Consider the following 23012-nt stretch of genomic DNA (forward strand, 5'->3'; position numbering starts at 1 on the left):
GAAGCAGAGTGAGTGTTCACCGATTCGACCAGGCGTCCTGCGGATCAAGGTGATTCAGGATGGACCATACGGACGGACGGTTGATCGAGGTCGTCGTTGTCGAACACCAGGCTCGCCCGCTCGGCCGGGCTTGCTTCGTCGAGATACAGCTGCGACGCCGCGTGGTAGCGAACCTTGAATGCGTGGTCGGCCTGCGTGATTCCGCCGAGCGCCGCCGCATCGCGAGCTACCCCGCGTCGTCTGGCGACGTCGAACGACGTGTGAACAAAAATGGTTGTGTCCCAAAGGTCGACGATCTCGGACTTCTGAAGGAACGTGCCGTCGACGACGAGAACTGCGGATTGCTGCAGTTGGAGGGCAGGCTCGTCGACGGGAGTGTCGGTGGCCAAGTCGATTATGGCTCTCCTGTAGTGGAAGTCGCCACCGGGTCCGAGTGGGATCAAGACGTGTTGTGCGAGCGAAGAGAAATCGTAGGCATCTTCGTAGTAACCCAGCGCTGAGTGCCGGCCTTGCTTGTACCGCCGCGCCCTAGGGTGGTGGAAACCGTCCATGCTGAGCCGGTGGACAGACCGACCGAGCTTCGTCAGCTCGTTGCTCAGCTCGTCGGCCAAAGTTGTTTTACCGGAGGCTGTTACACCGTCGACGGCAACCCGAACCGGGTGGTCGAGTCGGCGAGCATGCACGTACTGCGCAACGAGCATGAGTGCCTGTGCGCGGCCTTCGTTCGTCACCACGCTCAGCGTTGGGCAGGCGACACACGCGTCGGATTGCCTGCGAAATCGGTTTCGACCCGCCCGCCGGAGAGGTCGGGGACGCTCACCGATACCGAGATACGTTGTTCGCCTTCGTCGTTGTCGATGTTGACCCAGTCAGCTACGCCCTGTGGTGCCCCGACGGTCTCGGGCGCGCCGGCAATGACGGCTGCCACGACGGCCGAATCAAGGAGATTCCAGTCGAAGCCGAGCTGGCCTTCCTCGGGTAGGGATGTGTCCTTTTGCGGTTCGAACCCACCGCTGACCATGATCCGCTCGACCCGGCCGTCGTCGTTGAGGCGGTACACGTCGGCGCGCGAGTCCTCGTCGACCTGCAGGCTCAGCGATAGCACTTCGGAGCTTCCGAACCTCTCGATGAAACGGGCACGGAAGTCGTCGAGACCGGCTGCGGTGTCGAACACGAAGGGTCTTGCGACGATCGGCGTGACGTTGTCCGGCAATGGCATCGACACCGACTCCACCGGAGACGGCACGGGGGCTGCCACCGCTGCCACCTCGACCCCGTCGTCCCTCGTCGCGAAGAACAGTGCCAACCCGGCGGCCACGATCACCACCGAACCCAGCGCGAGCAGTACCCGCGGTGTCGGAGCCGACCGGCCTGTCACCGGCTCGGGAAGGTCGACATCGAGTTGGAGGTCGGTCACGAGCCGTCGGAGCTCGTCGAGAGTCACTGCCGTCCGTGCTCGCTCGGTTCTGAGTCGATGCTCACCGAAAGTGAGCTGCCCGTCGGCGTATGCAGTGTCGAGCGCAGTGGCCGTGAGTGCGCGATCGATGTCGCGGGCACGCAGGGCAGTGGAGCGGTACTTCGATGTCGATGCCATGGTGTCCTACTCGCCGAACCGGAACGGGGTGACGTACAAGAAATTGCCCGACGGATCGACAGACATGGAGCCTCGTTCCTGATCGGTGTTGTCGGCGCTGATCGACACTTCCGGCCCGTCGGTCTCGCCTCGAATCTGAATGTTGATGGAGTCCACACGCGAGAGATTCAAGCTCTCGGCAGCGCCTGCGATGATGCCCGCGATCTTCTGCAGATCGATCGAGGTCAGATCGACCTGCGCCTGATCCGCAGTGCGGGGACTCGACCAATCGTCGTCGAAGTCCTCGAGCACCCCGTCGCGGAAGTCGTAGGTGACCTGCTTCTGTGGAGTGCCTGGACCTGGCATTCGGACGATCGCGTACTCGGGATACAAACCAAGACTGTCGACGACGGTGGTTCCGGTCTTGGCCTGCAATGCCGCTGCGACTTCGGCCACGATAGCTGGGTTTTGGTAACCCATGTCACCGTAAGGCTGGACGGTATCGGGTGACGTCGCGCAAGCACGGACGCCGAAGGTGAGTGCGACGAGACCTACGACGACGGGCACCGCGACGGAGAAGAAGCCGATCCGCGACGATCGAGCCGTTCGCACCGGGTGTGCCAACTGGATCGGATCCGCCATCGGCGTGAGCTCGGACTCGTTCTGCAGATCCTCGATCAGGGAGTGCAGATCTCCGAGCGTCTCGGCCTCCATCGCCAGGTCGAGTCGTGCGGCGTGCTCTTCCTTCGACAACTGCCCGTCGGCATGGGCCTCGTCGAGCGTCGCGCACGCGGCGGTGCGGTCGGTGTCTCTCGCACGGGTGGCGGGTGGAAGTCGCGTCGGCACAGGTGGAGCATAGTTTCGCAGGCGCCCGATTGCACTGGACCGACGGCAGGCGGCCCGTATGTTCCGGCCCGCACGTACTCTGGTTCTCGTGCGACTTCAGCGACAGGTGGTGGACTACGCCCTTCAGCGACGGTCGCTGCTTGCCGAGGTGTACTCGGGCAGGACGGGAGTGAGCGCCGTATGCGACGCGGATCCCTACCTTCTCCGGGCCGCCAAGTTCCACGGCCGTGGCAGCGACGTGGTGTGCCCTATCTGCAGGAAGGAACAACTCACCCACGTGTCGTGGGTGTTCGGCGAGAAGCTCGGACCGCTGTCCGGTTCCGCGCGGACCGCGGAAGAGTTGGTTCGGCTGGCCGCTACGCAGGAGGAGTTCTCTGTGCATGTGGTCGAGGTGTGCAGGTCCTGCAGTTGGAATCATCTCGTCCAGTCCTATGTACTGGGTGCGGTGCCCGCCCCCAAGCAACCGCGACGGTCACGATCGAGTTCCCGTCAACCGAACCGTCGAACCGCCAGCGAGTGACACAATCGCCTCGCTGACCGATCCGGTCGGCACGCAGGAGTGCCCGCCCAACCACTGGAGACCTGTACGTGAGTTCCCCCTACGACAACACCCCGGGTGGTAGTTCCGGAGATCGCGACCCGTCCCGACGGCCGCCGAATGTGCCACCGGGCACACCCGGTCGACCGACGGGCCCTCGTCCTCCTGTCCCACCGCCCGGTCGTCGTCCAGCGGGACCTGCGGGCCCCATGGGTCCACAGGGGCCGCGACGTGACGCCCAGGGCCGGCCGATAGGCCCGCCCGTAGGGCCTCCGCCCCCGAGACGTGACGCCCAGGGTCGGCCATTGCCTCCCGCCCAGGGTCAGGGATTGCCTCCCGGCCAGGGACGGCCGCCGATTCCGCCGCGGGACGCCCAAGGCCGACCCCTCGGTCCGCCGCCGGGCCGACCTGCGTCGCCGAATTCGCGTCCCGTGAATTCACAGCCGCCGCACGCGCGGCGTCCTGGTGCTGACCGCCCTGGTGCCCGTACAACCGGCGCTCCGCCCCCGATCCTTCCGCCGACCGGTCCGCCGGACGACGATTCACCACGCTATTCGGGCAGTGAACCGCCCGAACCGCCCGAGAGAGGTTCCGCCGCGAAAACGAAGAAGAAGTCCAAGTGGCGCACCGTCCGCCGAACGCTGTACGCACTGATAGCTCTCGGTCTGATCGTGCCGATACTGGCATTCATGGTGGCCTACACCGTCGAGGATGTTCCGCGTCCCGGTGACATCAAGACCAACCAGGTGGCGAGGATCCTTGCCTCCGACGGCACAAGCGAGATCGGCAGGGTCGTTCCGGAAGAGGGAAACCGGACGGACGTGTCGATTGATCAGATCCCGCTGCACGTACGCAACGCGGTGCTGTCTGCCGAGGACCGCGACTTCTACTCCAATCCTGGGTTCTCCATCACCGGTTTCGGACGTGCGCTCCGCGACAACGTCCTCGGCCGCGACAGTGCGGGAGGTGGCTCCACCATCACGCAGCAGTACGTGAAGAACGCGCTCGTCGGGTCGGATCGGACCCTGACGCGCAAGATGCGTGAGCTCGTGATCTCGTCGAAGATGGCACGTCAGTGGTCCAAGGACGACATTCTCGCCGCGTATCTGAACACCATTTACTTCGGCCGCGGCGCATACGGCATCGCTGCCGCCTCGACGGCCTACTTCGGTAAGCCCGTCGAACAGCTGACCGTCGAGGAGGGCGCAGTCCTTGCTGCGACGATTCAACAGCCGTCCGGCTTGGATCCTGAGTTCAATCCCGAGGGTGCGCAATCTCGCTGGAACTACGTCCTCGACGGCATGGTGAGCCAGGGCAACATCGATCAGGCTCAGCGCAGCGCGATGGTGTACCCGGCATGGATTCCGAGCGCGCAGGCGAACGTCGGGGACAGCGACAGCGGGCCGAACGGGTTGATCAAGACGCAGGTTCTGCGTGAGCTGTCCGCGTCCGGGGTGAGCGAGCAGGATCTCAATACCGAGGGTCTGCAGATCACCACCACGATCGATCCGGTGGCGCAGGCCGCCGCGGTCGACGCGGTCGAGTCCAACATGGAAGGCGAACCAGCGGAGCTTCGCACGGCATCGGTGTCGATCGACCCACGGACAGGTGCAGTCAAGTCGTACTACGGCGGCGCCGACGGCAGCGGATACGATTTCGCGCAGTCAGGTTTGCAGACCGGCTCGTCGTTCAAGGTGTTCGGTCTGGCTGCTGCACTCGATCAAGGTATCCCGCTGTCGCAGATGTACGACAGCTCGCCGCTGACGGTCAACGGTATCTCCATCGGCAACGTCGAAGGGGAATCCTGTGGAACCTGCACCATCGCGGAGGCACTCAAGCGCTCGCTCAACACGAGTTTCTATCGGATGCAGCTGGCCATGGACAACGGCCCGCAGGCGATCGCGGACATGGCGCACAAGCTCGGTGTTGCGGAAGAGCTTCCCGGCGTCGGGCCCACGCTCACGGAAGGCGACGGAGTCGGCCCGAACAACGGCATCGTCCTCGGCCAGTACCAGTCGCGAGTCATCGACATGGCCTCGGCATACGCCACGTTGGCAGCATCGGGTGTCTACCACCAGCCGTACTTCGTGCAGCGGGTCGTGACCGCCGACGGCACAGTGCTTCTCGATCGCGGCACGGAACCGGGCGAGCAAGTTGTCTCCGCCGCAGTGGCAGACAACGTCACCTCGGCGATGCGTCCCATCGCTGGCTACTCCAACGGTCACAATCTCGCAGGCGGACGGCAGTCCGCCGCAAAGACCGGTACCGCACAGCTCGGTGACACCGGCGAGAACAAGGACGCGTGGATGGTCGGCTACACCCCGTCGCTGTCCACCGCTGTATGGGTAGGCACCGAGCAAGGCTTGCCGCTGGAGAACAGCTACGGCGGCTCCATCTACGGTTCGGGACTTCCGTCGGACGTCTGGAAAGACACCATGGACGGAACCTTGGAAGGAACGACAAACGAGACGTTCCCGACGCCGGAACCGATTGCGGGACAGGCAGGTGTGCCACAGTATTCAGCGCCTGCAGCGCCGACGAGTCAGGCTACGACGTCGGCGCCGCCACCGGTGACGCTGCCGATCCCGACCGAGATCTCTCCCCCTGTTGTGATCACTCCACGTCAGGTCGAGATTCTTCCGGGTGTCACTATTCCACTTCCCGGGCTCGCGCCCGCGGAACCGGCAGAACCTGCGACACCTCAAGCGCCCGCCCAGGAACCCGTACCGGCCCGGTAGCCTTCCCCAGGTGAGCGAGAGAAGGCGCAGAATCGCCAGCCCGGCCGAACCTGCGCCGGATCTGTCGTCGGACGGTCGTCGTGATCTGCCTGCGACGAACGATCCGACGACGGCTCAGCTCGCGGCGGTCATCGGCGGCCCGGTAGGCAGGCACGCGCTGATCGGGCGGCAACGTTTCATGACCCCGCTGCGTGTTCTGCTGCTGCTCGCCGTGGTGTTCCTGAGCTTCGGCTGGTTTGCGAAAGCCGGCTGTATTCAGCAGGCGCCCAACGGTCCCGACGGTTCGCTCGGGTTGGATTGGAGTGGCAGCCGTCAGTACGTGGCGATGTGCTACTCCGACACAGTTCCGTTGTTCGGTGCCGAGCGTCTCGACGAAGGTGCATTCCCGTACAAGAAGTCCTGGGAAGAAGTGGCTGCGGATGGTTCGACGCAGATTCGGTACATGGAGTACCCGGTGTTGTCGGGTCTGTACCAGTACGGGTCGATGCTCGTCGCGGAGGCGTGGAGCTCGGCCCCGTGGCTTCCGCAGGCGCTGCAGGTGGCCATCTATTTCAACGTCGTCGCTATCGGCCTGGCATTGGCATGGCTGGTCACCGTATGGGCGACGGCGATGTCTGCGGGCCGGCGCATCTGGGACGCGGCTCTCGTCGCGGCGTCTCCGTTGGTCATCGTCCACGGCTTCACCAATTTCGACGCTCTGGCAACGGCATTCGCGGCCACCGGAGTGTTGGCGTGGGGAAGGAAACGGCCCGTTCTTGCTGGAGTCCTGTTGGGGCTCGGCGGTGCGGCCAAGCTCTATCCGCTGTTGCTTCTCGGTCCGTTGCTCGTACTGTGTTGGCGCGCTGGCAAGCTACGCGACTGGGGTCAGGCGGCGTGCGCCGCACTCGCAGCATGGCTCGCGGTCAATCTCCCAATCGCGCTTCTGTATCCGAGCGGCTGGTACGAGTTCTTCCGGCTCAACTCGGCGCGTGGTGCCGATCCTGACTCGATCTACAACGTCGTGACGTCGTTCACCGGGTGGGGCGGGTTCGACGGTGTCCTCTATCCAGGGGATGAACCGATGATCCTCAATGCCGTGACGTTGGGGCTTTTCATTCTCGTGTGCGGAGCGGTGACGTACATCGCCATCAATGCGCCGACGAGACCACGACTGGCGCAACTCGGCTTCCTCGTCGTTGCAGGATTTCTGCTGACAAACAAGGTGTGGAGCCCGCAGTACTCGTTGTGGTTGGTTCCGCTTGCCGTTCTGGCTTTGCCACATCGGCGAATTCTGCTCGCGTGGATGGCGATCGATGCACTTGTGTGGTTTCCGCGGATGTACTACTACCTCGGGATCGGCAACAAGGGTGTGCCGGAGCAGTGGTTCACGGGGACGATCGTCGTGCGCGATCTAGCGGTGATCGGTCTGTGCGCGTTGGTGGTGCGCCAGATCTACCGCCCGCGAGAGGATCTGGTTCGGCAGTTCGGCGTGGATGATCCGAACGGTGGCGTACTCGACCGTGCGCCGGATGCGCGGGTACGCGCGAAAACCGCTCCCGATCAAGCGGTTTCCGCGACGAGTCCCTAGGCCTGGATGTACGGTCCGAGCTGCGGCACTGCTTCGCCCGCATGCTTTGCGTTGATGCCTTCGCCGAGTGCCTGGAGCTTCCAGTTGCCGCCGTCGCGGTAGACCTTGGCCATGACGAGACCGGTGAACGGCATGCCGCCTTGAAGGGTGAACCGTGCGAGCTCGGTGTTGTTGGTGTCGTCGACGAGTCGGCAGAAGGCATTGTCGATCTGCTCGAACGTCTGTCCGCGGTACGACGTGACCGTGAATACGATCGCAGTCACCTGCGGGGGCACCCGGGTCAGGTCGACGTTGATCACCTCGTCATCGCCTTCACCTTCTCCGGTGAGGTTGTCGCCTTGATGCAGAATCGAACTGTCCTTGGACTTCAACTGCCCGTAGTAGACGACATCGGCGACGTTCCGACCTGCGAACATGATCGCGGAGGCATCGAGGTCGATGTTGCCGCCCTTCCCGCCGCCGCCGAAAAAGCTGGTCTTCTTCGGTGCCTGAACCGGGTCCCAGCCCAGCCCCATTCGGATGGTCGTCAGCGCAACGCCGCCGTCCTTCTTCAGGGTGACCTTCTGACCCTTGGTGAGGCTGACGGGCCTTGACTTCGTTAGGCTGACCTCAGGCGGTCCGGAGGGCGCAGGCGGTGGGGTGGGAGCTGCAGCGGGCGGTGGGGTGCGCGGTGGCGCCGGTGTGGCCGCTGGTTGGGCCGCTGGTTGGGAGGCGGGAGCGTCGTCGACTGACACACCGTGATCGGTCACGAGGGCGGCGAAGCCACCCGCGTAGCCCTGGCCGACCGCGCGGACCTTCCACGCGCCCGAGCGTCGGTAGATCTCGACCGCGATGACGATGGACTCACTGCTCAGACCGTCGATCGTGTAGTGGAAGAGCGCAGTGCCCTGGCCATCCGAGACGGTGGCGGTGGGTGGGGCGGAACGACCGAAGCTGCTCGACGAGTCCTCGAGGGTGATGACCGCGCGGATCTGTTCGATGTCGGCAGGAACCTGGGCCAGCGAGATCGCCAGTTGTGCAGGCTGTCCCGCAGGGCCGGGCACCAGACGGACGCCAGGGCCGGTCGGCTGATTGAAGAACACGAAGTCCGCGTCGGACCGTACTTTCCCGTTGGCACCGACCATCAGTGCGGACAGGTCGGCGGGCGCGGTGAGTCGCACCGAGACGACGACGTCGCCTGCAGTGATCGGGCCGTTCTGGCCCTTTGCCAAGGGCTGGCCGGCTGGAGCAGACATACAGGAAGTCCTTCGTCTCGGTGTGAAGATGCTGCACACCAATGTACTGGGTGGAATTGTCCGAATCCCGAACCCCGAAAACCGGCTGGTCGATGTGTCAGGAAGGCAGCGTTGCCATCTCGACGAGGTTCCTTATCTCCGAAGCTAGTTCGGCGGTGGACACGGGTATGACACTGATGTGCGACGAATGTCGAATCATGTACCGACCGTCGTCGTCGAAATCCACCCACTGCACACCGGTTGTACCTTCGGTGAGCCTGCTGTCCGGTGCGGGACCTGCGCACACCAGAATTTCACCGGCGCTCGACGGTGCTCGCGAGAACAGCCGCTCGTAGCGCACGTCATCGGTCGTTCGGGGTGTGCTGGACAGCAGCGGTGAACTCGAGTCGTTGTCGGTGGGCCGCGCAGGTCGGTCGACGTCGATCCTCGGACTGGTCCCGCTGCCGACTTCGGGTAGAACTGCCAGAACCGCGCCCACGCTCCGGAACGGCTCCATCAGCTGCACGGTGACGTCCTCGCCGGAGCGGTCGTCGATGCCCGGCCGTTGGGTCAGCACGGCGGCGGCGTCGAAGCCGATGGCCGCGTGGGCCCGAAGCTTCTGGTGCGCCGATTGCCCCACTCGGACGTGGCCGACAAGTTCGACGCGTACCCGCGGCTCGACCACGGTGTGCACCGCGGCGCGCAAGTCCGCGTCCATGAACGGTGCGACGGTGTTCGAAGCCTCCTGACGTTGCCGGTGGTAATCGGCGGCGGAGTCGGCATCCGGTCTGAACTGCAGTGGAAACGGAAGCCGATCGCGCCCGGCCTGTTCCATGAGCATCCGAAATGGAAGGCCCTCGAAGGTCCAACGACGATCGTTCACTCGCCGAGCACCGGCGGTGCAACAAGCGGTAGTGAGCCGATCAAGTCGTCCCCGTTCACCGCGTCGATCAGATATCCCGGGGTCGCGTGCACGTCGTCGTCGCCACCCGGACCGCCGCGTCCGCCGGCCGGTGCCATGCCTCCCATTCCGCCCATTCCCGGAGCTCCGACGCGTCCGGCCGCGGCAGCCCCTCCCGATGCGACACCGCCGGCACTCGAGCCGAGGCCACCGCCCTGAGCGCTTCCCAGTGCCGAGCCACCTCCTGCCCCGCCGAGCGATCCGGATCCACCGAACCTGCCCCCGGTCCCACCTGACGCCGACCGCCCTCCCGGGACGCCCTGCCCCGTCGCCATAGACCCGCCGTACGGGGAGCCAGACGTCGAGTTGCTCCCGGCGCCCTGACTCCCGGTGCCCTGACCCGCGGGTCCCGAAGTGCCGGCTCCGGACTGTTGTCCCGCGTTCGGTGATTCGGATGGCGCCCAGTTCGACGCCTGCGTGGCGGTGTCCTGGGGCGTCGCCCCTGTCTGCGGTTGGGCCTGCGAATCGGAGGCGCCAGGAGCGGTTCCCGGTGTGCCTTGTCCCGGTGTGTCCTGCCCCGAACCTCCCGATCCGGATCCGTCCGACCCGAATCCGGAGTAAGGAATGGGGCTGGAATCCGTTCGTGGGTCGATCCTCAGACCAGGCGACGTGATGGGTGTGTCGGTTCCGTTCAGTGGGTTCACTGCCGGCGGTAGTACCGGAACCTCTACGGCCGCTTGACGAATGACCGGTGCGTAGTGCGTTTTCATCACCGACCGCGCCGCTTCCTCGGCTTCCTCGTGCACGTGTTGGATGCTCTTCATGTCTCCGGGCAGGAACGTCCTCGTACCCCAGGTCAGCGCATCGAGGATCTTCTCCCCGCCGGCGTAGGGGACGGGCGGCGGCAGCATCGCTTTCGTGCTCGTGACGCCGCCGTAGCTTTCCATGACCTTGGTCGCCAATGTGTCCGCAGACAACATAAGTTCGACGGACGAGTTGGCGTACTTCTGCACGCCCTGGCCTGCAGCATCTGCCGCGGCACCCTGCCAGTTGGTGCCGATCTGATCCGCGATCTGCTTGGAGAACGCGGCGGCACTCCGCGCTGCCTCGAATCCGAGCGCGCGCCAGTTGTTCGAGGTTTGGTCGATAGTCGCGGGATCCAGGCTGCCGGCCTTCGCCCAGATGTCTTCGTGGGACATCGCGTCGAACGGATCGTCGGCAACCGGATTCGAATCGAACTGGGCGGAGTACCCAGCCCTGGTGGCGAAGTCGCGCTTGAGTGCATCAGCGAACTGCTGCATGAAGTCGGTGTCGTCCGTGCTGGCGGTTGTCGCGATGTGCGCGAGCCTCTCGAGCTCGCGGCTCAGATCACCGATGCTGATCGGTTCGGGGCTCACGACACCTCACCGGCCCTGCTGCGTCGCACACGAGAACCACTGCGCATTTTCGACTACCCCCTGTGTTCGAGACAGAACAGTGCGTACAAACACCACTTGTCTACTTGGACGCAAGAGCGGCCGTTATGGTTCCACCCGACCCTCGACTTGTTCACCGAGCCAGGCGAGGATTTCCTCCCCTGCCCTCCCCCCAGACGTCGCGGTCACCGTGAGTCCACGGTATTGGAAGTTCAGTGCCTCCAATTCGCCGTGCGCGGGACGAATCGCGCGGTCGGCGGCTATCAGCATGTCGGCATCGAGAGCGCCGTCGCCCGCAGCGAGCGTGAGGGGCCGAGCACTCAGAGCACCCTCGTCGACGCACCGCTTCACTACCTCGGCCACAGCCTTGCTCTTACTGACCATGTCGGGCATCGTGTAGATCTTGCGGCCCTGCTGCGAGACATTCCATCCGCGTGCAACACACCACTGGGACCATTCGGTGAGGAAACCGTCGGGGACCTGTGCCGGTTCGACGACGAGATAACAGAACAAGTCATCCGCGGTTCGTCGCTTCAGTACCCACTCGCCGACAGCGCGCGCATCCAGTTCGGCCCGGATCCGGTCGAGACCCACCTCGTGGAAATTCGCTCGCCACTGCGGATCGGGTTCACCGTCGACGAGGATGTTCCCGCCGTTGCTGGTGATGGCGTACCGCCACGGTGCACCCGGCAGGGCGATTCGTTGGAACTGTTCGATGGTGCGCGTCGTCGTCGGCACGACGACGGCAACCGAGCAGAGCTTGTCGAGTCGGCTCGCGGCGTCGATGGTCATGTAGGACAGTGGCCCGCCGTCGTACATCTCGACGCAGGTGACCGAGTCGTCGACGGGGAAGCCCAGCGCAGCACGCGAGTAGATCATCGTCCGATCCAGATCGACGGAGGCGAGAGTGTTCTTCACGTGACGTCCTTGATCAGTCCCATGCACGAATACGCCAGGTCGGGCACTTCGACGACGGGGACGCCTCTGGCTTCGGCGAGCATGCGGATGTGCTTGTGTTCCGGTGCAGTCTCCTCACGTACGAGAACTCGCCATGGTACGCGGCGCAGTAACACCCTCGTGGTCTCGCCGACACCGGGTTTGACGAAATTGACGTGCGAGATTCCGAACTGCTGGCGCACCTTTTCCACCGACGCCCAGCCACTCCAGCTGGGGTTTCGGTCCGATCCTGCGACTTCTGCCGCCGCCGTTTCGGCAGCCGTGCGCACTGAGGCGAAGTGACTGGACACCGTGTCGAGCAGGTGGTTCGACACGTCCTCTGCGGCGAGTTCGGCATAGTACTTCGCGCCGTGGAAGTCGCCGTCCCGGATGAGGGCATCGTTGAGAACTGTGCGCGAAACAAGTCCGGATACAGTCGAATTGAGGCATGCGGATGCGATGAGGAAGTCGTCCCTCGTGCCGTAGGTGCGTGCGCAGTGCCCGGGATCGGCGAGGACGGCCAGATCGTCGTCGAACTCGGCACCGTCGAACTCCGCCAATGCCGCCGAGAGTTCGCGGGCGATCGCACCTTTTCCGGTCCACCCGTCGACGAACACGATCGACCGCGAATCGTGATGATCGGCCATATAGCGCAGGGCCACGGCGTCGATGCCTCGGTCTCGCACGATCGAGACCGCATAGTGCGGCAGTTCCAGCCCGTGCATCTCGAATGCCCAACGCCGCATCAGGATACCGACCGGGGTTCCTGCTCGTGCCAGCGAGGCGAGCACGATGTCGTGACCGCGTTCGGCGAGAACGAGCTCGGTGACGGTGCCCACGGCGAGGGCAAGTCGGGATGCGCTGTCGTGCAACACTGTTTCGAACAACTCCCGATATGCCGAGTCCGGCTGGTACTCGACGGGCAGGGATTCGGCGTAGTGCGCGGTACCGGCCTGAATCTTCTTCTCGCGCTCGGCGATGTCGGCTTCCAGCGCCACAGCCGACAGATCCTTCAGCAGCCAGGTGACCTCGTGTGGGGCGTACGAACCGAACTCGGGGCCTGTCAACGGTACAGCTCGCCGCGACACCGTCAGGGACGCTGGATCCGCCCCGCGAACGACGACCACCAGCACGTCGGCGCCCGACGCTGCGATCGTCTTGGCCGCACCAGCGGCGTCGAACAGCAACTCGGTGTCGGCTGGCTCGTCGACGACCAACACGATCAGCGCGTCCTCCGGTCCCGACGCATTGTAGACGTAGCGGGCTTCGGCTTCCCCGAGTTCAGGTGCGAGGAAACGGAACCCGCGACGAAGTGGATAACCGGGCTCGTCGAGTACGTAGGCCGGGGAGCGAGTCGTCGTCTGGAACAGAGCAGGGTGCCCGCGGTCCGCCAACGCGGACGCGACCCGCAGCGGCAGGTACATCAGTTCCTCGTGGCCGAGAACGACGACGGCCCGACCGGGGGTCATCGCGGCGGCAGCGACGGCAGCGACCTCGGCGACGGCGGCTTCGAAGGGCGCGGCGTCGGAGGCGAGAAAGCCATGACGTCCGCCGTCTGGAACGGTTGCCGGCCATGAGGCATCGACACGGGTGACGGTCCCCGCGACCCCGCCTACAGGGTTGTATTCGGGGTCGGGAAGTCCCGCGACCGAGTCGACCAGATTCTCGTCGAGCGCTACGCTCCCCTGTGCGAGGCTGACGCTGTCGATGACGACGCCGAGTTCTGTTGCAACGGAATCGGATTCGATTCGGTGCTCGGGTGCCCGCATGTCGACGAGCGAGGCGATGATGTAGTGGGTGCGCGGGGTGACGGCGTGCATGGAACGTACCGCTTCGAGCGCCGTCGTCCCAGTCGAGATCTCGTCGTCGACCAACACCAGTGGTAGTTGCGGTGCCAGGACTCCCGCCGATGTGGGAAGCAGGCGGTGATCGGTTGCGTGCGAGTGGCCTTCCTGGAACTCCGCGTACACGTCGATTTCGGGGACGGTGCGACGCGTCGAGTGCAGGTAGCAGTGTGCACCCAGTCGGGCTGCAACGCCGTGGCCCAATCCGGTTGCCGTTTCGGCGAATCCGAGCACATCGACGTCCGATCCACCGACGGTGGCGAGTACCAGATCGGCGAGTCGATCGGCCGCGTCGGTGACGACTGCCGGGTCGACCGGGATGTGCTTGCCGAGAACTTCTGAGACCAGGAGGTGTGCGCGTCGGGGGTTGCGACGCAGGCCGGGGCGAACCAGCGTCTCGACCGACCACCGCGAGGACCTTCCGGTCGAGGCGAGGCGAATTCCCGAGGTCGATTCGATCATCGGCCCGCCAGTTCCGTCAGGAGGTCGACGAACGAAATTCCCTCGTTGGTGACTCCGAATGCCTTTGCCCGCAAAATGGTTTGGCGCGCCCAGTTTCGGTGGGGGCCGAGCTCGTTCATCTTGTTCCGGTAGCCGGATGCGCGCACGCCCCCAGCGTCGGACTCGAGAATGTCGACGGCATCGTGGTACTCCTCGTGGGTCACGGCGGACAGTGCGTGCACTGCGGCGACGTGCGATGGGTGGATGACGGTCTTGCCTTGAATTCCATTGGCGCGGTCGAGGGCGACCTCGCGCAGCAGCGCATCGAGATCATGGCTGACCAGTTGCTGACGGAAGCGGACTGCCTCCTGCTCGGCGAACGGAGTCTGGCGGAGCATGGGGCGAAACATTCGCTCGTGGTCGGCGAAGTACTCCCAGACCGGACCGGTGATGACGAATCCCGAGTCATCGGTTCGCGCAAGGTGGTTGACGATAGCGCTGATCGCATCGGCTACGACTCGCACGTCGTAGATAGTCAGATCGCGGTCGCGCCGGATTCCGAACATCCCGCACATGTCGGTGGCACCGATGCGGACGGCGAGGACCCGATCGCGGTGTCGGTGCAGCAGTGCACGAATGGCGGCGAGCTCGGAATCTCTGGTTTCGCGAAAGACGATCTCGGGGGATTCGAGAACCGGCATGGCCAGCAGTCTCCGCCCGTGCGCGACCGATGCGTCGGCGATTGCGTCGAGGAACTCGCCACCTCCGGCTGCGGTGAATTTCGGAAGCACGAAGCCCGACAGCGAAGACGTACCCGGACCGATCGACTTGCAGATGCGGCGAATCTGCTCGGGATTACGAGCACGCACGAACAGGAGGGACCCGAACACGTCGGCCGAGTCGAGCTTCTGGAGCGAATCGACCGTGTTGGTGATCGCTTCTTCGAGGTTGTGATCGGCGACCGCGTCTTCCAGGTCGATCACGAGGGAGCACACACCCTCGGCGGACCGTTTGACGAGCGTCTCGGCGAGGTCCGGTCGAGTCGCGGGCATGTACAGGGTCGCACCGAGAGCCGTTGCGATGACTGACAAGTCTCCCGCAGTGTCGATCTGTTTCGGCGCGCGCAGGAACAGCCGGTCCAGCACTGCTGCGTCGAGATGTCTGAAGTGTTGCACCGATGTCCTTAATGTCCGTGGCGAGTGATCAGCGAGCCGAGCCGCGCATTCGGTCGATCACTCCGGTGATGAAGCTGGAAATGCTGTCGAGATCTTGGAGATAGGACCAGTAGTCGGGGTGCGTACCGGTCAGTGCTGCGTTGGCGCGGTCGATTCGAGCCAGCTGAGCATCCAACACCGACCCCCATTCGGCAACCAGACCGCGATTGACCGCAAGTTGTTGTGCGTCTCGCAACCTGAAACGCACCGCCTGTTCTTTGCTTGTTGGGTCCGACTTCGCCTGGCGGAGCATCTCGAGGCGTTCGGTCACGGCGTCGACGAGCTTCTCCGCGTCGCTCAGATGCACGCGGGCCTGCGCGATGTAGTCCAACGACTGTTCCGGATCGCCGCACTCGGCCGAAGCGCGTGCCGCCGACAGGTCTTCCTGCGCCTGTTCGATGTGGCGTGCGCTGAGACGCTCGTTGCCGGACAGGTCGGCCGAGCTCGCGGCATTGAACTCCCGCAGTAGCGCGGAGAACGCGGGCGCGAGGCGGTCGAACCGAGTACTCACCGCTTCGACCCTGGTCCGGACGGAGGCCAGCGCTGACCTGGCCTCCTTGGCGCGGTGAGGTGCAGCAGCGACGGCCTCCTCGAGAGCGGACGCTGCCTCGCGCACGTTCGCTGCGGCGGTACGCGCGCCGAGAGCGTCCCGTGCACTCATCATGGTGTCGAGGGACGCGACCGCAGCATCGACGGCCCGCCATGCCGAGCGGATGGACGGGTAATCGGTGAACGCGGGATCGGCGGAGGCCACGGCCAATTGGGCTTTCTCCGCGGCGGCCTTCGCGTCCTGTGCAAGTCGAGGTGTCGCTGCGAGTGCGGACCGAGCATGTTCGAGCGTGTCTCGGTGCGCGCTGTAGAACCGGTCCACGGCCTTGGCCGCTTCACCGAGGCCGTGAGCTGCATTCTGGAACGCGGCCTGAGCCTGCGTCGTGACGATGCCGTCGAACTGCTCGACAGCTGCCAGGTAGGCGGCGCCGGCGTCGAAGCAGGCCTTCTCCGTGGAGGCCCACTGCGCCGACAGATCGCGTTCAGGAGTGACGCTACGGACAGCGTCCACTCCGGAGGATGCGATCGATTGACGCTTGTCCATGTCGAGGAACGCGGCCACTGCGCTGTCCTGTGCCGCGCGCGCACTGGGATCCGGCGCGCCGGAGCGACGGAAGAGTCCAGGTCGGCGACTTGTCACTTGCCCGATAGTACTGACGGGAACTTCGCAGCGTGGGGTGTGCGTTGGCGTTAGGACAACCGACGTACTGGCACGAATCGGACACGAGACCACTACGGTGAACTGCGTAGGGGAACTCACTGCGAAAGGACTCTCAATGGGCGTCAGCCTCAGCAAGGGCGGCAATGTCTCACTCACCAAGGCGGCTCCGAACCTGACCGCTGTGACGGTCGGTCTCGGATGGGACATTCGTTCCACCACCGGCACGGACTTCGACCTCGACGCCAGCGCAATCGCGCTCGGAGCCGACAAGAAGGCCCTCAGCGACCAGCACTTCGTTTTCTTCAACAACCTCAAGTCCCCCGACGGATCGATCGAGCACACCGGCGACAACACCACGGGTGAGGGCGAGGGCGACGACGAGCAGATCAAGGTAGACCTGGCGGCGGTTCCGCCGAACGTCGACACGATCACCTTCCCCGTCTCGATCTACGACGCCGATGCACGCTCGCAATCGTTCGGTCAGGTGCGCAACGCGTTCATTCGCGTCATCAACCAGGCGGACAACTCCGAGCTGGCTCGCTACGACCTCAGTGAGGACGCCTCGACCGAAACCGCCATGGTGTTCGGTGAGCTGTACCGCAATGGCGCCGAGTGGAAGTTCCGCGCCGTCGGCCAGGGCTACGCCTCGGGCCTCGCCGGAATCGCCCGCGATTTTGGGGTAAACGTCTAGTAAAGCGTAGGTCAAGATTGGGACTACCCCGCTTCGTCGTTCATGATGAGGCGGGGATTTTCCTATTTTGTGCTTTCCTTGCGCCGGTTACAGAAAGGCCACTAGCCCGTGGTTCTACGCATCTTCGGTTGGTCCATCGGAGTCACGATCGTCTCGGTGATCGTGGCGTTCATTTACGGGGGATGGCAGGCGCTGTTCCTGGTCCTCATCCTCGGCATCCTCGAGGTGTCGCTCTCCTTCGACAACGCCGTCATCAACGCGACGGTTCTGCGTCGGATGAGCGAGTTCTGGCAGAAGATCTTCCTTACTATCGGCATCGTCATCGCCGTGTTCGGTATGAGGCTGCTGTTCCCGCTCGTCATCGTCTGGGCTGCGTCCGGGCTCGGCCCGGTTGCGGCCGTGCGGTTGGCGCTGAATCCACCGCCGGACGACGCCGCGTACTTCGCAGACGGAAGTCCGAGCTACGAGACGCTCCTCACCGATGCTCACCCGCAGATCGCGGCGTTCGGCGGCATGTTCCTGCTGATGCTGTTCCTCGGGTTCATTTTCGAGGACCGCGAGATCACCTGGCTGAGCTGGCTCGAGAAGCCGCTCGCCAGGATCGGCCGGCTCGACCAGCTTGCCGTGGTCGTCGCCAGCATCATCCTCGTTCTCACTGCGGAGTTCCTGGCGGAGGACGAGAAGATCTCCACCGTCATGGTCGCCGGTGTGCTCGGAATGATCACCTACATCGCCGTCAACGGGTTGGGTGAGCTGTTCCACATCGAAGAAGAGGGCGAGGAGGGTGCCGAGAGCGCTTCTTCGGGCGGCCCGACGCAGCTGGCCAAGGCGACAGGCAAGGCAGGCTTCTTCCTGTTCCTGTACCTCGAAGTACTCGACGCGTCGTTCTCGTTCGACGGCGTCATCGGCGCATTCGCGATCACCGCGGATCCGATCATCATCGCCCTGGGTCTCGGCTTCATCGGTGCGATGTTCGTCCGTTCGATCACCGTCTTCCTCGTCCGCAAGGGAACGTTGTCGGACTACGTCTACCTCGAACACGGCGCGCACTGGGCCATCGGCGCGCTGGCGCTCATTCTGATGGTGTCGATCGGTGTGCACGTCAACGAGATCATCACCGGACTCGTCGGAGTGTTCTTCATCGGTGCTGCATTCGTCAGCTCGGTGATGCGCAACCGCAAGTTGGAAGCACAGGGCGCGGACACCCACGTGCACGTCTAGTCGGTAGCACTGGGGGCTCCGCCCCCCAGTGGCACGGTTAAGTGCATCAGGGTGCACTCAACCGTGCCACTGCGGCGGAGCCGCTCACGCCTACCGGGAACTGTGCTGAGAGGGGCCTAGAGCTCCGCGATGTCGATGAGCCCGTCCTGCAGCGCCCGAGCGACGAGAGCTGCCTTGCTCGGGGCGGGTCTACCGACGGCGGCGTACTTGGTGCGGATTCGGGTCAGGTGAGTGTTGACCGTCCCGAGAGACAGGAACAGCAACTGTGCGACCTCCACCTTGGAATCGGATCGAATCCACTCGGTGAGTACCTGGATTTCGCGCTTGGTCAGCATCGGCTGCAGCCGAGTCGGGCGGGCCTGAACCTGTGACGGCGGGACCTGAGCGACCGGGGGAACGAGCGAGATGCTCCGACGCCGGTGAAGCTCGGTGGCCTGACCGCCCGTCGAGACCCGCGTCGAAACTACTGCTGAGGTGTCGAGATTGGCTGTCATGTGTCGTCTCCCCGAATTGTGGAGGTTATGCCTGGGCAAAACCGGTGCAGACAATCTTCACAGGAAGCTGCCAGGTTGTCTGCCCGGAAAACTAGGGGCATTGAAACTACAAGTAGCTATCGATTCCAGCGGCGAGGAGTCAGCTCCGTGGTGGCAATTCCGGCATCGGCAGCCATCCATCCTCGACCGCGCGCTTGTACAGGTCGGTCTTGGTCGGAGCCGGACGTCCAGCTTCGGCGTACTTGTTTCTGATTCGAACCAAGTAGTCGTTGACTGTCTGCTCGGAGAGTCCCGCCAGCCGCGCCACGCGTCCGGCCTTCTCTCCCGACGCGTACAGGGCAAGGACCTCGCGTTGACGTGGACTGAGACCGACATCGGGAAGGTGAGGATCACCGTCGATCGCCGCGGCCCAGTCGGTCGTGACGACCTGACCCCCGGCGGCGGCACGTCGAATGGCCGAGACGATGGCGGCGGCGGGCTCGGATTTCCGTACGACGCCCAGTACTCCGGCGCGGGCGGCCGAACGGACGAGGAAGGGGTTTTCGGCTCCCGTATAGACGAGTACCTGCACGCCGATGCTGTGAAGCTTCTCGACGTTGGAGCGTGGCGACGACCCGTCGCCGAGACGCAGATCGAGTACGACGAGGTCGAGCTGTGGACCCCGCGACAGAAGTTCGTCGACGGTAGTTGCGACGGCCACCAGGTCGAGGTCGGCTTCGTCGGCAAGTATTGCCTGCAGTCCGACCGCCACGGATTCGTGATCCTCGACGAGGCCGATTCTGCGGAGGTGTACCTGCTCGGTTGTTTCGGTCTCGACCTCGGTCGATTCCCCCGTACCCAAAGTCATCTTCCGCCCCCTCGGCGATTGCGGCTACCTGATCTTCTGTCGAACGGAAGGGTTGGTTCGTTACGCACAGCAGCCGTCGCTGTTCACGATGCAGTCGACGCGGGTGACGTACGAGCGTCGCGCCGTTCGGAGACTGACTTGCGGGGCGGGTCGTCGTATCGCAGTCCAGCCCTCGCGAACACGAAGAAGGCGACGACGAGGAGCAACGCCCGACCCCAGACTCCGACTTCGACGAAGAACAACTCGGTGCCGGCGTCGGACCCCTGGGCGAGTGCGGCGAAATATTTGAATACGCCGATTCCCATCGAGAGGTCGGCTACGAGATATGCGACGACGAGTGCCCACGGCACCCTCAGGAGCACGAAGAAGGGAATCAACCAGAGGGTGTACTGAGGGGAATGGACCTTGTGCAGTAGCAGGAAGCCGCACAGCATCGACCCACTTACCGCGACCCACGGGTAGACATGCTCTGCTTTCGCTCGGCGGGCTCCGATCCACAGAGCCACAGCGAAGGCGGTGAACACGAGCAGAGGCGACGCGATGTCGACCATGTCCTGAAACGCAGCTTCCCCGCGCTCGTAACTCTCCGGCGTCGTCGCATCGGTGACGTAGAGCTGCCGGAGTCCCCAGTACCAGATCGAGTTGGTTGTGATGTCGGCTTGGCGCAGCGTTTGGAAAGCGAATGACGCTCGCCAGCCCTCGTACCCGAGGATGGCGAATGGCGCGTTGATCGCAACGACGGTGGCGGTGGCTGCGCCGAGCACCGACAACCCGCCGCGGATGTCGAGCTTGGTTCCGGCAACTCGGCCTGCCGCTCCGCCGTATGCGACGAACGCCGCGAGCGGCAGGACGAACGCACCGGGGTAGAGCTTGAGGCAGAACCCGATTGCTAGCAACACGGCGGCCACAATTGCCTTGGCGCGCAGCGGCATTCGACTTGTCATGACGAAGACGGCGCCGACGGCGGTGGCCACGACTGGCAGCTCCCAGTTATGGAACGCGTAGAGCACCAGCGGTGGACCCACCGACCAGAGCAATGCGGCCTTGCCTGCCAAACGGCCGAGCATCCAGGCGGTCAGCAGCCCGAACGGAGCGAGCAGCAGTGCCGAGTACAGCAGGAACTCGGCGTCGGTGTGGGCCGGGATTGCGCCGATCCACATCAGTACCCCGCTCAGCACCGGATACTCCACGGTCCCGCCGGTCAGCACTCCGTTGGAGGTGATGGCACCGTCGAGATAGGGAAAGACGTGATTGTCGATGTCTCGGCCCAGCCACAGGAACTGGATGTCGGAGTAGCAGACCGAACTGTCCTTGACGGCATCGAAAACGGTGCTTCGACCGTTCTCCAAGAACGGAGCGACCGCGCATCTCGCTTTGTTCAGATAGCCGAGAAGCAGAGTGAACGCGCACAGGGTGACAACGACGATTGTGGTGGTCGTTGACGTTCTGGGTCCGCGCGGGCGCAGCCCACGGGACCACTGTCCACCCGATTGCATGCAGCCAGCCTATGTTCTCGCGCGGCACGGGTTGGAACCGTCGACTGATTTCCCAGGTCAGGGCCCGCTCGTGTACCCTCCAAAGGTTGCTGACGCAACGACCCTCCTGCCACGGATAGTCCGTGGCCGTTTTCACTAGTCCACAGGAGGTGATGAGGTCTTATGCGTCATTACGAATTGATGGTCATTCTCGACCCCAACCTGGACGAGCGCACCGTCGCTCCGTCTCTCGACACGTTCCTCAACGTCGTTCGCAAGGACGGCGGCAGCGTCGACAAGGTCGATGTCTGGGGTAAGCGTCGTCTGGCTTACGAGATCGCCAAGCACGCCGAGGGCATCTACGCCGTTGTGAACATCAACGCCGAGCCCGCCACCGTCAGCGAACTCGACCGCCAGCTCGGACTCAACGAGTCCGTACTGCGCACGAAGGTCCTGCGACAGGGCAAGTAATTGTCGTTGCTCGCCTCTAGGCTGGCATCAACAAAGACTTACTACTGAAAGAGGAACCATGGCAGGCGAGACCGTCATCACCGTCGTCGGGAACTTGACGGCAGATCCAGAACTTCGCTTCACCCCGGCCGGCGCGGCCGTGGCCAACTTCACCGTTGCGTCCACACCGCGCACGTTCGACCGTCAATCCAACGAATGGAAAGACGGAGACGCACTCTTCATGCGCTGCAACATCTGGCGCGAGGCTGCGGAGAACGTGGCCGAGAGCTTGACCCGCGGCGCGCGTGTCGTCGTTACCGGACGGCTCAGGCAGCGTTCGTACGAAACGCGTGAAGGCGAGAAGCGGACTGTCGTCGAACTCGAGGTCGACGAGATCGGTCCTTCCCTGCGCTACGCCACGGCCAAGGTCAACAAGGCCAACCGCGGTGGTGGAGGCGGAGGCGGCGGATTCAGCGGCGGCTCTGGTTCCTCAGGCGGATCAGGCGGAGGACGCTCCAACTCCGGCTCGGGATCCAATTCCGGTGGAGACGACCCGTGGGGCAGTGCACCCGCGGCGTCCGGCTCCTTCGGCGGATCACGTGGCGGGGACGACGAGCCTCCGTTCTAGATCCATTGCGATCGAGAACAACCAGATGTAACGGAGACACACCATGCCCAAACCGCCATTGCGCGACAAGGTGCTCAAGAAGAAGGCGTGTTCTTTCTGCAAGGAAAAGAACACGCAGATCGATTACAAGGACACGACGCTGCTGCGTAAGTACGTCAGCGACCGCGGGAAGATCCGCGCGCGTCGAGTCACCGGCAACTGCGTCCAGCATCAGCGTGACGTGGCCGTTGCCGTGAAGAACTCGCGTGAGGTAGCTCTGCTCCCTTACGCCGCGACGGCACGATAGAAAGGGGCGATCACCATGAAGCTGATCCTCACCGCTGATGTAGACAACCTCGGTGCGCCTGGCGATACCGTTGAGGTCAAGGACGGATACGGCCGCAACTTCCTGCTGCCTCGCGGATTGGCCATTGCGGCCACCCGCGGTGCACAGAAGCAGGTCGAAGGCATCCGCCGTGCTCAGGAAGCTCGTGCCGTCCGCGGCCTCGAGCACGCCAATGAGCTCAAGCAGGCCATCGAAGGGCTCGAGTCCGTGTCGCTGTCGGTCAAGACCGCGGGCGACAAGGGCAAGCTGTTCGGTTCGGTCACCGCTGCGGACGTCGCTGGTGCCCTCAAGGCATCGGGCGGACCGGTCGTCGACAAGCGCAGCATCGAGCTGCCGAAGGCGCACATCAAGGCAACAGGCAAGCACGGCGTCGTCGTGAACCTGCATCCCGATGTGGCTGCCAAGTTCACGCTGGAGGTCGTCGGAAGCTGATTCAGCTCCCGG

At 64.2% G+C, this 23012-nt stretch carries 22 protein-coding genes; 9 read left to right on the forward strand and 13 right to left on the reverse strand.

The window, feature by feature from the left end; genetic code table 11:
* Positions 1-44: 44 nt before the first annotated feature.
* The 3 genes from WDS16_RS22585 to WDS16_RS22595 are packed head-to-tail and all read right to left on the reverse strand — an operon-like array spanning position 45 to position 2419.
* A complete protein-coding gene (locus WDS16_RS22585; protein WP_338887876.1) occupies positions 45-731 on the reverse strand; it encodes a hypothetical protein in 687 nt (228 codons plus the stop codon).
* A 5-nt stretch (positions 732-736) separates the two neighbouring features.
* Positions 737-1594 carry a DUF1707 domain-containing protein gene (locus WDS16_RS22590; RefSeq protein ID WP_338887878.1) on the reverse strand — a complete coding sequence of 286 codons (858 nt, stop codon included), beginning with the start codon at positions 1592-1594 and terminating at the stop codon, positions 737-739.
* A gap of 6 nt (positions 1595-1600) precedes the next feature.
* Entirely contained in the window at positions 1601-2419 is an 819-nt protein-coding gene (locus WDS16_RS22595) for a DUF1707 domain-containing protein (RefSeq protein WP_338887879.1), read from the reverse strand.
* 58 nt (positions 2420-2477) lie between these two features.
* Here WDS16_RS22595 and WDS16_RS22600 point away from each other — a divergent pair, with 58 nt between their 5' ends.
* The 3 genes from WDS16_RS22600 to WDS16_RS22610 all read left to right on the forward strand — a co-directional run bounded on the left by WDS16_RS22600 (position 2478) and on the right by WDS16_RS22610 (position 7262).
* Positions 2478-2939, forward strand: a complete 462-nt coding sequence (locus WDS16_RS22600) for a DUF5318 domain-containing protein (RefSeq protein WP_338887881.1) — start codon at positions 2478-2480, stop codon at positions 2937-2939.
* A gap of 227 nt (positions 2940-3166) precedes the next feature.
* Entirely contained in the window at positions 3167-5695 is a 2529-nt protein-coding gene (locus tag WDS16_RS22605) for a transglycosylase domain-containing protein (protein WP_422395701.1), read from the forward strand.
* A 10-nt stretch (positions 5696-5705) separates the two neighbouring features.
* Positions 5706-7262, forward strand: a complete 1557-nt coding sequence (locus WDS16_RS22610; protein ID WP_422395702.1) for a glycosyltransferase family 87 protein — start codon at positions 5706-5708, stop codon at positions 7260-7262.
* Here WDS16_RS22610 and WDS16_RS22615 read toward each other — a convergent pair.
* The 7 genes from WDS16_RS22615 to WDS16_RS22645 all read right to left on the reverse strand — a co-directional run bounded on the left by WDS16_RS22615 (position 7259) and on the right by WDS16_RS22645 (position 16320).
* Positions 7259-8497, reverse strand: a complete 1239-nt coding sequence (locus tag WDS16_RS22615; protein WP_338887884.1) for a TerD family protein — start codon at positions 8495-8497, stop codon at positions 7259-7261. The genes WDS16_RS22610 and WDS16_RS22615 overlap by 4 nt on opposite strands.
* A gap of 97 nt (positions 8498-8594) precedes the next feature.
* Positions 8595-9359: an ESX secretion-associated protein EspG gene (locus WDS16_RS22620; RefSeq protein WP_338887885.1), complete on the reverse strand. Its 765-nt coding sequence runs from the start codon at positions 9357-9359 to the stop codon at positions 8595-8597.
* Positions 9356-10774, reverse strand: a complete 1419-nt coding sequence (locus WDS16_RS22625; RefSeq protein ID WP_338887887.1) for a hypothetical protein — start codon at positions 10772-10774, stop codon at positions 9356-9358. Before WDS16_RS22625 ends, WDS16_RS22620 begins: the two co-directional genes overlap by 4 nt.
* Positions 10775-10897: 123 nt before the next feature.
* Complete coding sequence (locus tag WDS16_RS22630; protein WP_338887889.1) at positions 10898-11710, reverse strand: HAD family hydrolase; 813 nt, start codon at positions 11708-11710, stop codon at positions 10898-10900.
* Entirely contained in the window at positions 11707-14034 is a 2328-nt protein-coding gene (locus WDS16_RS22635; protein WP_338887891.1) for a phosphoribosyltransferase, read from the reverse strand. The genes WDS16_RS22630 and WDS16_RS22635 overlap by 4 nt, the downstream gene beginning before the upstream one ends.
* On the reverse strand, positions 14031-15188 hold the full coding sequence (locus tag WDS16_RS22640; RefSeq protein WP_338887893.1) for an HpcH/HpaI aldolase/citrate lyase family protein: 1158 nt from the start codon (positions 15186-15188) through the stop codon (positions 14031-14033). Before WDS16_RS22640 ends, WDS16_RS22635 begins: the two co-directional genes overlap by 4 nt.
* A 28-nt stretch (positions 15189-15216) precedes the next feature.
* Entirely contained in the window at positions 15217-16320 is a 1104-nt protein-coding gene (locus WDS16_RS22645) for a hypothetical protein (protein WP_338893575.1), read from the reverse strand.
* Positions 16321-16552: 232 nt separating this feature from the next.
* On the opposite strand from WDS16_RS22645, the gene WDS16_RS22650 reads away from it, so the two are divergent.
* A complete protein-coding gene (locus WDS16_RS22650) occupies positions 16553-17128 on the forward strand; it encodes a TerD family protein (RefSeq protein ID WP_338887895.1) in 576 nt (191 codons plus the stop codon).
* A 108-nt stretch (positions 17129-17236) separates the two neighbouring features.
* Entirely contained in the window at positions 17237-18349 is a 1113-nt protein-coding gene (locus WDS16_RS22655) for a DUF475 domain-containing protein (protein WP_338887897.1), read from the forward strand.
* A gap of 116 nt (positions 18350-18465) precedes the next feature.
* On the opposite strand, the gene WDS16_RS22660 is transcribed toward WDS16_RS22655, so the two are convergent.
* From WDS16_RS22660 to WDS16_RS22670, 3 genes are all read right to left on the reverse strand, one after another.
* Entirely contained in the window at positions 18466-18843 is a 378-nt protein-coding gene (locus WDS16_RS22660) for a helix-turn-helix transcriptional regulator (RefSeq protein WP_338887899.1), read from the reverse strand.
* A 139-nt stretch (positions 18844-18982) separates the two neighbouring features.
* Positions 18983-19690: a response regulator transcription factor gene (locus tag WDS16_RS22665; protein WP_338887901.1), complete on the reverse strand. Its 708-nt coding sequence runs from the start codon at positions 19688-19690 to the stop codon at positions 18983-18985.
* Between the two features lie 83 nt (positions 19691-19773).
* A complete protein-coding gene (locus tag WDS16_RS22670) occupies positions 19774-21186 on the reverse strand; it encodes a hypothetical protein (protein WP_338887903.1) in 1413 nt (470 codons plus the stop codon).
* A 162-nt stretch (positions 21187-21348) separates the two neighbouring features.
* Here WDS16_RS22670 and rpsF point away from each other — a divergent pair, with 162 nt between their 5' ends.
* The 4 genes from rpsF to rplI are packed head-to-tail and all read left to right on the forward strand — an operon-like array spanning position 21349 to position 23000.
* The gene (gene rpsF, locus WDS16_RS22675; RefSeq protein WP_075839311.1) at positions 21349-21636 is read left to right on the forward strand and encodes a 30S ribosomal protein S6; all 288 of its coding nucleotides are present in this window, start codon (positions 21349-21351) and stop codon (positions 21634-21636) included.
* A gap of 58 nt (positions 21637-21694) precedes the next feature.
* Positions 21695-22243 carry a single-stranded DNA-binding protein gene (locus tag WDS16_RS22680; RefSeq protein WP_068372751.1) on the forward strand — a complete coding sequence of 183 codons (549 nt, stop codon included), beginning with the start codon at positions 21695-21697 and terminating at the stop codon, positions 22241-22243.
* Positions 22244-22286: 43 nt separating this feature from the next.
* Positions 22287-22529, forward strand: coding sequence for a 30S ribosomal protein S18 (gene rpsR / locus WDS16_RS22685; protein WP_019665161.1), 243 nt, complete (start codon positions 22287-22289; stop codon positions 22527-22529).
* 15 nt (positions 22530-22544) lie between these two features.
* Positions 22545-23000 (forward strand): 50S ribosomal protein L9, encoded by a 456-nt coding sequence (gene rplI, locus WDS16_RS22690; RefSeq protein WP_338887910.1) that lies wholly within the window; start codon positions 22545-22547, stop codon positions 22998-23000.
* Positions 23001-23012: the final 12 nt, after the last annotated feature.

The organism is Rhodococcus sovatensis (assembly GCF_037327425.1).
In the GTDB taxonomy this organism is placed as follows: Bacteria; Actinomycetota; Actinomycetes; order Mycobacteriales; family Mycobacteriaceae; genus Rhodococcoides; species Rhodococcoides sovatense.

Bases quoted from the DNA above. Each gene is read 5' to 3' on its own strand.
- WDS16_RS22650 (WP_338887895.1), top strand. From the start codon at position 16,553: ATGGGCGTCAGCCTCAGCAAGGGCGGCAATGTCTCACTCACCAAGGCG.
- rplI (WP_338887910.1), top strand. From the start codon at position 22,545: ATGAAGCTGATCCTCACCGCTGATGTAGACAACCTCGGTGCGCCTGGC.
- WDS16_RS22635 (WP_338887891.1), bottom strand. From the start codon at position 14,034: ATGATCGAATCGACCTCGGGAATTCGCCTCGCCTCGACCGGAAGGTCC.
- WDS16_RS22670 (WP_338887903.1), bottom strand. From the start codon at position 21,186: ATGCAATCGGGTGGACAGTGGTCCCGTGGGCTGCGCCCGCGCGGACCC.
- WDS16_RS22600 (WP_338887881.1), top strand. From the start codon at position 2,478: ATGTTCCGGCCCGCACGTACTCTGGTTCTCGTGCGACTTCAGCGACAG.
- WDS16_RS22680 (WP_068372751.1), top strand. From the start codon at position 21,695: ATGGCAGGCGAGACCGTCATCACCGTCGTCGGGAACTTGACGGCAGAT.
- WDS16_RS22660 (WP_338887899.1), bottom strand. From the start codon at position 18,843: ATGACAGCCAATCTCGACACCTCAGCAGTAGTTTCGACGCGGGTCTCG.
- WDS16_RS22590 (WP_338887878.1), bottom strand. From the start codon at position 1,594: ATGGCATCGACATCGAAGTACCGCTCCACTGCCCTGCGTGCCCGCGAC.
- WDS16_RS22645 (WP_338893575.1), bottom strand. From the start codon at position 16,320: ATGGACAAGCGTCAATCGATCGCATCCTCCGGAGTGGACGCTGTCCGT.
- WDS16_RS22665 (WP_338887901.1), bottom strand. From the start codon at position 19,690: ATGACTTTGGGTACGGGGGAATCGACCGAGGTCGAGACCGAAACAACC.
- rpsF (WP_075839311.1), top strand. From the start codon at position 21,349: ATGCGTCATTACGAATTGATGGTCATTCTCGACCCCAACCTGGACGAG.
- rpsR (WP_019665161.1), top strand. From the start codon at position 22,287: ATGCCCAAACCGCCATTGCGCGACAAGGTGCTCAAGAAGAAGGCGTGT.
- WDS16_RS22605 (WP_422395701.1), top strand. From the start codon at position 3,167: ATGGGTCCACAGGGGCCGCGACGTGACGCCCAGGGCCGGCCGATAGGC.
- WDS16_RS22615 (WP_338887884.1), bottom strand. From the start codon at position 8,497: ATGTCTGCTCCAGCCGGCCAGCCCTTGGCAAAGGGCCAGAACGGCCCG.